This window comes from Streptomyces endocoffeicus (assembly GCF_016741935.1).
Classification (GTDB): Bacteria; Actinomycetota; Actinomycetes; order Streptomycetales; family Streptomycetaceae; genus Streptomyces; species Streptomyces endocoffeicus.
On sequence record NZ_JAERRG010000140.1, the window covers coordinates 1 to 1,499 of the forward strand.

Below are 1,499 nucleotides of genomic sequence, written 5' to 3' on the forward strand. Positions count from 1 at the left end.
GGATGAGAAACACGCCGTGGTTACCGCACTGGCGGAACTGCACGTACAGGGCGTACCCATCGACTGGTCCTCGGTTTTGGGTGTGAACCCCGCTCGCGTGCTGGACCTGCCCACCTATGCCTTCCAGCACCAGCGCTACTGGATGGCGAACGCGGACGAGGGACATCCGCTACTGGGGAAGGTGGAGCATCCGCTGCTCGGCTCGGTGATGGAGTTGCCGAACTCGGACGGGGTGGTGTTGACCGGCAGGATCTCGCTGGCCACGCATGCCTGGCTGGCCGATCACGTGGTGCGGGGGACGGTGCTGCTGCCGGGCACCGGCTTCGTGGAGATGGTGGCCCGGGCCGCGGCCGAGGTCGGCTGCGGGGTCATCGACGAGTTGCTGATCGAGGCTCCGCTACTGCTGCCGGAGCACGGCGGTGTCCACCTATCGGTGTCGGTCGGTGAGGCAGACGGCGCCGGGCGTCGGCCGGTGACCGTGTCCGCCCAGGCGGACGACGCGGAGGTCTGGGTCCGGCAGGTCACGGCCACGATCAGCCCCGCCGGCCCTGCCGTCTCGCTGCCGGAGCTCGAGGTGTGGCCGCCGGTGCAGGCCGAGCCGGTGGACGTGTCGAACTTCTACGAGCGGTTGGCCAGGGCCGACTGGCAGTGGGGTCCGGCGTTCCAGGGTTTGCGGGCCGCGTGGCGTGACGGGGACACCATCTACGCCGAGATCGTTCTGGCCGACGAGGAGGCGCGGGAAGCAGACCAGTTCCTGGTGCACCCCGCCCTGCTGGATGCCGCCCTCCAGACCAGCGTCCTGAAGACACCCGACGACCTCCGGCTCCCGTTCTCCTGGAACCAGATCGAGTTCCACGCGACCGGCGCGGCGATACTGCGGGTCGCGGTGACACCGGTGGCCGACCGCTGGATCGTGCACGCCGCCGACAGCACGGGCCGGCCGGTGGCCACGATCGGCGCGCTGGTGAGTCGCCCGGTGACCACGGAGACGCTCGGCTCCAACACCGACGACCTGTTCGCCCTGACGTGGACCGAGATCCCCGCTCCCGGGCCGGGTGATCCCGCCGATGTCGTGGTGTTCACCGCCCTGCCCGAGCCCGGCAGCGATCCGCTGACCCAGACCCGTACCCTGACCGCCCAGGTGTTGCACAGCATCCAGGAAACACTGGCCGGGGAAGACCGGCCGCTGGTCGTGCACACCGGCACCGGCCTGGCCTCCGCCGCGGTATCGGGCCTGGTGCGCTCAGCCCAGTCCGAACACCCCGACCGCTTCATCCTGGTCGAAAGCGACGACGAGACCCTCACCCTGGATCAGCTCGCCGCGACCGCCGGGCTCGATGAACCTCGGCTACGCATCACCGGCGGCCGCTACGAAGTACCCCGGCTGACCAAAACCACCACCAAGACCACCGCCGCCAAGACCACCGCCACGGCCACCGGCGCTGCCGCTGCCGGTGCTGTGTCCGAGCCGGTCTGGGACCCGGACGGCACGGTCCTGG

At 70.2% G+C, this 1,499-nt stretch carries 1 protein-coding gene; it reads left to right on the forward strand.

The features are described 5' to 3' along the window. Positions 1-16: 16 nt before the first annotated feature. On the forward strand, positions 17-1,499 hold a 1,483-nt coding region (locus JK364_RS54240), incomplete at its 3' end, for a polyketide synthase dehydratase domain-containing protein (RefSeq protein WP_201858851.1).